The sequence below is a fragment of the Komarekiella delphini-convector SJRDD-AB1 genome, from assembly GCF_014831675.1.
GTDB lineage: Bacteria > Cyanobacteriota > Cyanobacteriia > Cyanobacteriales > Nostocaceae > Komarekiella.
Genome location: NZ_VJXY01000118.1, coordinates 1 through 5760 on the forward strand (window position 1 = coordinate 1; position 5760 = coordinate 5760).

The following is a 5760-nucleotide window of genomic DNA, read 5'->3' on the forward strand; positions in this document are numbered from 1 at the left end:
GTGAACCACGAGTCCGTAAACGCCGCCCAAAAGCTTACCCCTTAATGACCAAACCCCGGCATGAGTTACGCAAGCAATTGCAAACAGCTTAAACCACAAGTGTTTCGGCTTTTCTTAGTGCCATTCCAGTTAGCTACAAAGTGGAAAATTAATTCGCCCTTCTATTGAGTGAAGTTTATCTTTTTTCCGTTTCATGCAACAAAGCCTTTCGTCGTCTTAGCTGTGGCAGTGATGGCAGAACATCAGTTTGGGAAGTAAAAAATCTGCATGGCGCGCGAGTTAAAGATTTTTGGCAAAGCGAGAAAAATGAAGCGGATACCGCCTCAAATAAAGCGGATAACGTTTCAATTAAAGCGAATACCGCGACAATTGAAACGAATATTGCCACTCAAAACCAGTCAGAGCAAGGGTTCCAGGAACCCTCACGAACTCCTCAGAAACTTCTCACAAACTCTTCAAAAGAGATTGTGAGAAGTAACTCTTCCACTTCATACGAAAATACGCACTGTGACAAGACGGCGATGCCTACGGCGGCAAGCTACGCGCCTTTTGGGGGCGCGTCGCCTCAGACTCTCGAAAGCGTGGAAGAGAAGAAAGAAGAAGAATTACCTACGGTAACAGACTGCGCTTCGCTGGCGCTAGTGGATGCTGTACAGGGTCAATCTGCTTCTCTACGAGACCCTGCGCGAACGTTGCTGGGAGAAAACCAGGATTGTGGTGTTGAGACGATAATCCCTCATGAGGACACCTGTTTCACCGCGCCCGTGGCCCTCAATTTTGAAGAACCAGCCCAACATAGCCTTTCCACTTCTCTACGAGACGCTACGCGAACGCTGATAGGTGAAAACCAGATTTCGAGCGATGAGGACAAAACTCTTCATGTTGACCAAAGTTCCGTTGCGCCTGCCCCCAATGCTGATAAATGGTCGAGTGAGGCATTGTTTACCGCCGAAGCGATCGCAGCACGGTCTAAGGCTAGACCTGTACGAATGCAAAAACTAAAGCTGGCGGAGGTATTGAGAGAGAATCCAGGATTTGAGTTTCTTACGGAATGTTGGAATGATGATCCAGCGTTGCAAATTGTCATCAGGAAGCTGCTGGCGAAGTTTGGGCAATGGGTGGTTGCTTGTGTGGATGGAGAGTTGGTTAATACAAACTTATGCCCCGTTAGTCAAAGTGTTGTAAGAGAAAGAGCTATCTGCAAAGATAAAGTTCTCAAAGCCAGTTGTGGACAAGGTGATTAAGTCACCATTGTTGTTAAAGGTGAAGTTAGCAGGCTCAAGAGGATTGCCAGGCGTAACACCAGAGACAGTCACTTCAGAACGGTTAAAAGCACTAAGGTCAAGAATGTCAAAACCTGTCCCACCATCAACAATTGCAGAACCGAACCCCTGGAAGTAGTCATTTCCTCCAAACAGACCAATTTCCAGCCCACCACCGATAGTGACTTTTTGTTGAACTTCATTGATGGTAGTGGTGGCGAGAATTTTGTCATTGCCATTGCCAGTCAAGATTGTTCCTCCTCCGTAAATACCATAAGCCATACCATCTGTTGTTGTAGCCTGCCCAACAAGGGTATTATCACCTTTAGCTATGTTAATAGAACCGTCGTTGGAGATGCCTATGGTGATGGTGTCTACTCCTGAGCTACCAATTATTGTTGTAGCCTGTCCAGTAAGGGTGTTATTACCTTCAGCTATGTTAATAGAACCGTCGTTGGAGATGCCTATGGTGGTGGTGTCTGCTCCTGAGCTACCAATTATTGTTGTAGCCTGCCCAGTAATATTACTCTCACCTATGTTAATAAACCCGGTCTGGGTGTTCTCGATGCCTATGGTGGTGGTATCTACTGCTGAACTACCAATTGTTATTGTTGCCTGTCCAGTAATATTACCCAAACCTATGTTAATACCCACGCCGTTCCCGATACCTGTGGCGCGGATGTTTGCTCCTGAACTACCAATTGTTGTTGTAGCCTGTCCAGTAATATTACCCTGACCGATGAAAATCCACCCGGTGTTATCAATACCTGCTGTAGCACGGGTATTTGCTGCCGAGCTTTCGGCATAACCGGTAACTATGAGGATGTTGCCTATTATCTGGCTTAGTTCAGTGTTATGGATGCCGATTCCATTCCCGCCAGTGCTACCGTTGCCCCCGATACCGATGCCGGTAATAGTATTATTTCCCGAACCTGTAACAAGAAGACCGCCAGTAACGCCGGAACCGGTGTCATCCCCGTTAGCGATGCCGATTCCATCACCGTTAGTGCTACCATTGCCCCCAATACCGATGCCGATAATAGTGTCATCTCCTGAACCTGTATCAAGGTCGGTGTTGCGGACGCCGACTCCATTACCGCTAGTGCTACTGTTGCCCCCGATACCGATGCCAGTAATAGTGTCATCTCCAGAATCTGTATTGATACCGCTGGTGTTTTGAATGCCGATTGCATCACTATCGGTACTACCGTTGATTGCAATCGCGATGCCGAGAATAGTGTCATCTCCCTCCCCGGTATTCAGTTCGACGCCACCACTGGTGCTGATGCCGATACTATTACCGATGCCGAGAATAGTGTCATCTCCCTCCCCGGTATTCATATTGCCACCGCCACCGCTGGAGATGCCGGATAGATTACCAATGCCGATGATAGTATCATCTCCCGAACCTGTAAAATTCTCAGCGCCGTTTACAATGCCGAATAAATTACCAATGCCAATGATAGTGTCATCTCCCTCCCCTGTATTAAAACCGTTAAAAACATTGAAGATGCCGAATCCATTACCAATGCCAATGATAGTGTCATCTCCCGAACCAGTATCCACATTCCTGAAGTTCAGGATGCCTTCTGAATTACCAATGCCGATGATAGTGTCATCTCCCTCTTTGGTATTCAGTTGACCATCGTTGTTGATGCCGTTTCCACTACCGATGCCGATGATAGCGTCATCTCCCTCTTTGGTATTCAGTTGACCATCGTTGTTGATGCCGTTTCCACTACCGATGCCGATGATAGCGTCATCTCCCGAACCGCTATCCAGTTCACCAGCGTTACCGATGCCGTTTCCACTACCGAAGACAACACCGCTGATGCCGATACCCGTAATAATGTCATCTCCTGAGCCTGTACGAATGAAACCTTCAGTTAAAATATCAATACCAATTGCCGGATTTGCATTTAACTCTTCCCCGATTAAAATGTCACTGCCGGGAGTGCCGATGAAATTGGGTGGAACGGTAAGTCTAGGCATGAGCAAAATCCTCTCAATTGATGTTAATGATTCTTTTTTGGTCACTTAAGCCGAATGCAGTCCAACGAACTAATCAGATTACAGGGCATCAAAATTTGCGAGCGCATCCAATAAATTTGTGTGCGTTTAACTAGCACTCAACACATCAAAATTGTCAGGTGAGGCAAGAATAGAATTCAACTTGGTATTGAACCAAGAATGCCTGTCAATTCGGCTCTCTTAAGCCTTGTACGTCCCAGTAAGAGCATAATAGTTAACTAAACTTCAATTTCCACAGAAATCCTAGAACTAATTTCAAAGCAGTTCCATCTAAGAGACATTGTTTCTGTTAATCACTCACTATCTGAGAGCGGTTTTGTCAAATATTACTAATCGCTATCCAGTTGGAAATAACGCTAGGTTAGGCATATAAAAAATCAGCTAGAATATTTTTATCAGGTACGTGCCTCTTTAGGGATTAGAGTTTGCTAGTAACCAACTCAGTAAGCTTTTTAGCCTTTTCAACTGGATAGTAATTTCTGTCACACTATGCTGCTAGGCAATTAGTTACTTAGCAGGAAACTATACAAGCTACTAGCTTGATTAAATCAAGTTAACTGCTTATATAGTTATTTCCAAAGACATAAAAATTTGGTTTTTTTAGAGAATTACGTATAATTTTTTACACACAAGTATTCTTTTAGTTTCTAGTCAGAGGAAACCACAAAAAACACCAGCCGTGTTCTGATCGCGACCCGTTATGCGACTCTAGATGTTGACGGCTGGTATCTTTATAAGCGAACAAGTACCTTACGTGCGTTTGCTGCTATTTAAAAGCTATTGCCCCCATACGGCACAACGTCAGATGTATATTAACTGACAACAAAAATGAAACAAAGCTTTGATGGAGTAATGGTTTGACGGCAAGCCTCCAAATCAGATAGCGTGACCTGCTGTGGTCGCCCTTCATCAAACGCCAGCAATGCGGCTTCATCAGTTTCTAATTCTGCGCCGGAGAATTTTGCGGTGGAAGCTGCGATCGCAAGAATGATTATTTGAACATGCTCTCTCAAACAACGACCCAATAAACACCTTGATTGCGAACCATGTAGGATTTTCCTTTGATAGTTGCAGTTCCAACCTGGGGATTATTTTTGAGGTGTTGAATATCTTTGATAACTCGATAAACTATCTTTTGAGAGCCATTGTTTCGTACCTTGATGGGTCGTTTAATGATTGGCGGTTTATGTATTGACATGACTCAAAACAATTGAAGCTGCTCAGAGCTTTCTTTAATAGTTCTAGGGTTACAAGTCATCCCTACAACTTCCGAACAGCGAATCATTAATTTATCCCGATTGATCACCAAGTTTGATTTCTGTTTTTGCCCTGGTATTGGTAAATGACCAAACACATACTTTGGATGAGTATTGCTATCTGAAGAGTGCAAGTATTGATAGAAAGCTCCATCAATTTGGTATACTTTTGTTGGATTAAGTGATTTGGGATCACAAACAGAATTGAGTTCCATTTTCATTACCCTTATTGAAAAGACAAATACTTTCATCTAGATGCAAAGCGTAGCGATCGCTATTGATTGAACTAGCTGTAAACTTTCAGCGATGGGGCTTTTCGTTTCAAGTTCCCGTTGTTATCATCACCGTTAGTTGTGATTGTCGGTTGAGGGCATTCAGATTTTTTACACTGATAATTCCAATGATTAATCTGTGTTTTCTGCCGATGTTCTACGAGAACAATTTGATTTTTGTACTTTAAGTCTTTACCACTGATTAAATAAGCATCTTCCAGTGCATAAAAACCAGTCGAAATATAATAGCGTTTGTTGAGGGACATCAGCGCATCCCAAGCTTGTTGATGCTGTTGTATTTTACTCATTTAAACTGAACTCATCTAAATAATTCATCACTTTGAAGCGTAGCGATGTAATGTGCAATAATTACAAAAACTAGGGGGTAGGGGTGTAAGGGTGTGAGGGTATAGGGGAGAATAAAATCCCTTTAGGGGTGGGTATAAAGCCCAAAGAATGAAAAAGATTTGTATCGAGGCGCATAGCTCAAGATATAAGGCGTCCATGTTTTCAATCCCATGTTTTTAACGTGAGTCCCTTACACCCCTACACCCTTACACCCCTTTGAATTTTACCTTTGGCTATAGCTGAGATTGCGGAAACTTTTGGTAAGTGAAGTTTCCGCATTTTTCTAGTAAGTACAATGTCTGAGTCTTAAGCGCTAACCTTTTTCTTGGGTTGAGATAATCTGGATGTACCATTAGATGAGCGAGGTGTTTGAGAAAGAGGTGGAGGAACTGTACCAAAGGGAGTGCGAATCTCTAAATCTGCATTTAACTCTTTTTGGAGAACCGCTAATCGTGTCAAGTGTGAGTCAGGGCGAACGCATCTTATTTACTAATAAAAACTAAAAAAGATTTGAAAATGACATAGATAATCCTACAAGTTGCTACAACTATAAATAAAACAAATCCCTAACCTTTCAACAATAGAGATTAG

At 43.2% G+C, this 5760-nt stretch carries 7 protein-coding genes; 1 reads left to right on the forward strand and 6 read right to left on the reverse strand.

Translation table 11 applies throughout. The annotated features are described in order from the left end of the window. The first annotated feature begins 164 nt into the window (after nt 1-164). Nucleotides 165-1244: a hypothetical protein gene (locus tag FNW02_RS37000; protein WP_191762449.1), complete on the forward strand. Its 1080-nt coding sequence runs from the start codon at nt 165-167 to the stop codon at nt 1242-1244. Here the strand turns inward: FNW02_RS37000 and FNW02_RS37005 are convergent. The 6 genes from FNW02_RS37005 to FNW02_RS37030 all read right to left on the reverse strand — a co-directional run bounded on the left by FNW02_RS37005 (nt 1158) and on the right by FNW02_RS37030 (nt 5628). Continuing rightward, a complete protein-coding gene (locus tag FNW02_RS37005; RefSeq protein WP_191762450.1) occupies nt 1158-3254 on the reverse strand; it encodes a beta strand repeat-containing protein in 2097 nt (698 codons plus the stop codon). The two genes, FNW02_RS37000 and FNW02_RS37005, sit on opposite strands and share 87 nt — an antisense overlap. A gap of 851 nt (nt 3255-4105) precedes the next feature. Continuing rightward, complete coding sequence (locus tag FNW02_RS37010; RefSeq protein WP_191762455.1) at nt 4106-4306, reverse strand: hypothetical protein; 201 nt, start codon at nt 4304-4306, stop codon at nt 4106-4108. Continuing rightward, complete coding sequence (locus FNW02_RS37015; RefSeq protein WP_191762451.1) at nt 4303-4491, reverse strand: hypothetical protein; 189 nt, start codon at nt 4489-4491, stop codon at nt 4303-4305. Before FNW02_RS37015 ends, FNW02_RS37010 begins: the two co-directional genes overlap by 4 nt. Before the next feature lie 3 nt (nt 4492-4494). After that, nucleotides 4495-4764, reverse strand: a complete 270-nt coding sequence (locus FNW02_RS37020) for a hypothetical protein (protein WP_191762452.1) — start codon at nt 4762-4764, stop codon at nt 4495-4497. Between the two features lie 71 nt (nt 4765-4835). Next, a complete protein-coding gene (locus FNW02_RS37025; protein ID WP_191762453.1) occupies nt 4836-5129 on the reverse strand; it encodes a hypothetical protein in 294 nt (97 codons plus the stop codon). Between the two features lie 346 nt (nt 5130-5475). Next, the gene (locus tag FNW02_RS37030) at nt 5476-5628 is read right to left on the reverse strand and encodes a hypothetical protein (protein WP_191762454.1); all 153 of its coding nucleotides are present in this window, start codon (nt 5626-5628) and stop codon (nt 5476-5478) included. Nucleotides 5629-5760 lie beyond the last annotated feature (132 nt).